This window comes from Hoyosella levis (assembly GCF_026008515.1).
GTDB lineage: Bacteria > Actinomycetota > Actinomycetes > Mycobacteriales > Mycobacteriaceae > Lolliginicoccus > Lolliginicoccus levis.
Genome location: NZ_BQYM01000028.1, coordinates 1 through 1,279 on the forward strand (window position 1 = coordinate 1; position 1,279 = coordinate 1,279).

At 72.7% G+C, this 1,279-nt stretch carries 1 protein-coding gene; it reads right to left on the bottom strand.

What is annotated here, in order from left to right; genetic code table 11:
- Positions 1–7: 7 nt before the first annotated feature.
- Positions 8–1,228 (bottom strand): IS30 family transposase, encoded by a 1,221-nt coding sequence (locus QC765_RS16430; protein WP_278315513.1) that lies wholly within the window; start codon positions 1,226–1,228, stop codon positions 8–10.
- Positions 1,229–1,279 lie beyond the last annotated feature (51 nt).

The window sequence follows — 1,279 nt, forward strand, 5'->3', positions numbered from 1 at the left end:
GGTGGATTCATGCGGTCGTCGCAACACCAGGCGGATCCGGCTCCTCGGACAACATCCTAGCGAGGGCCTCGGCAGGGGTGGCCCAGCGCAGCCGCTTGCGGGGCCGGTCATTGAGCTCGGCGGCCACCATGTCGAGGTAGCCCGGCCCCCACCGCGACAGGTCCGAGCCCTTGGCGAAGTACTGGCGCAGCAGCCCGTTGGTGTTCTCGTTGCTGCCCCGCTGCCACGGCGAGTGCGGATCGCAGAAGTAGATGTCGAGCCCCGTGGCCCCAGCGATGCGGGCATGGTCGGACATCTCGCTGCCCTGGTCCCAGGCCAGCGACCGCCGCAGCTGCCCGGGCAGCCCTCCCATCTTCGCGATCATCGCGTCCGCCACGGTGCCCGCGGCGTGGTCGCCGGGCAGGTGCAGCAGCAGCACGAACCCGGTGGCCCGCTCCACCAGCGTGCCGATCGCCGAGCCCGACGCGACCGACCCGAGGATCAGATCGCCCTCCCAGTCGCCCGGCACGGCCCGGTCCTCGACCTCGGCGGGCCGCTCAGCGATATTGACCATGCCCGGGATCCGGCCGCGCCTCTGCCCGGCCCCGCGGCCGGGCCTGCGAACCGCCCGGCCGGTGCGCAGGCTGCGGGCGAGCTCGCGCTTGAGCGCGCCACGGCCCTGCACGTAGATGGCCTTATAGATCGTCTCGTGCGACACCCACATCTCCGGATCGTCGGGGAAGTCCTCGCGCAGCCGCCCGGCGATCTGCTCCGGGCTGTGCTTGCGCCTGAGCCGATTCTGCACCTCGCGGCGCAGCGGCAGGCAGGTCGCGAGCCTGGCCGGCTTGGGCCTGCGGGCCCTGCCGTCGGCATCGGCCTGCGCGGTCGAGGCCCGGTAGGGGATCCGGTGCCGGTCATCGGGCGAGCGCCGGTGGGTGACCCGGCGCAGCTCCCGGCTGATGGTGCTCGGGGCCCGGCCGAGCCGCCGGGCGATCTCGCGGACCCCGTGGTCGCGGGCGGCGAGCAGCGCGATCTCCTCGCGCTCGGCGAAGCCCAGCGACCGCGCCCGCTGGCCTGTCGTGGCTGGTGGCATCACTCCGCCACGGTCCCAGAACCATGCTCGCCCCTTCACCCGTGACACGCCAGCGGCAGCGGCGGACTCCTCGATGCCCAGGCCCTCGCGGATGCTGGCCCAGAAGCGATTCTCGTGCTCGGCGGGCACCCGTGGACGGCCGCGACGTGCATCCATGCGCAACACCTCTTCTGCTAGAAGGTGTTGCGACCACCCCTTGAACCCAGG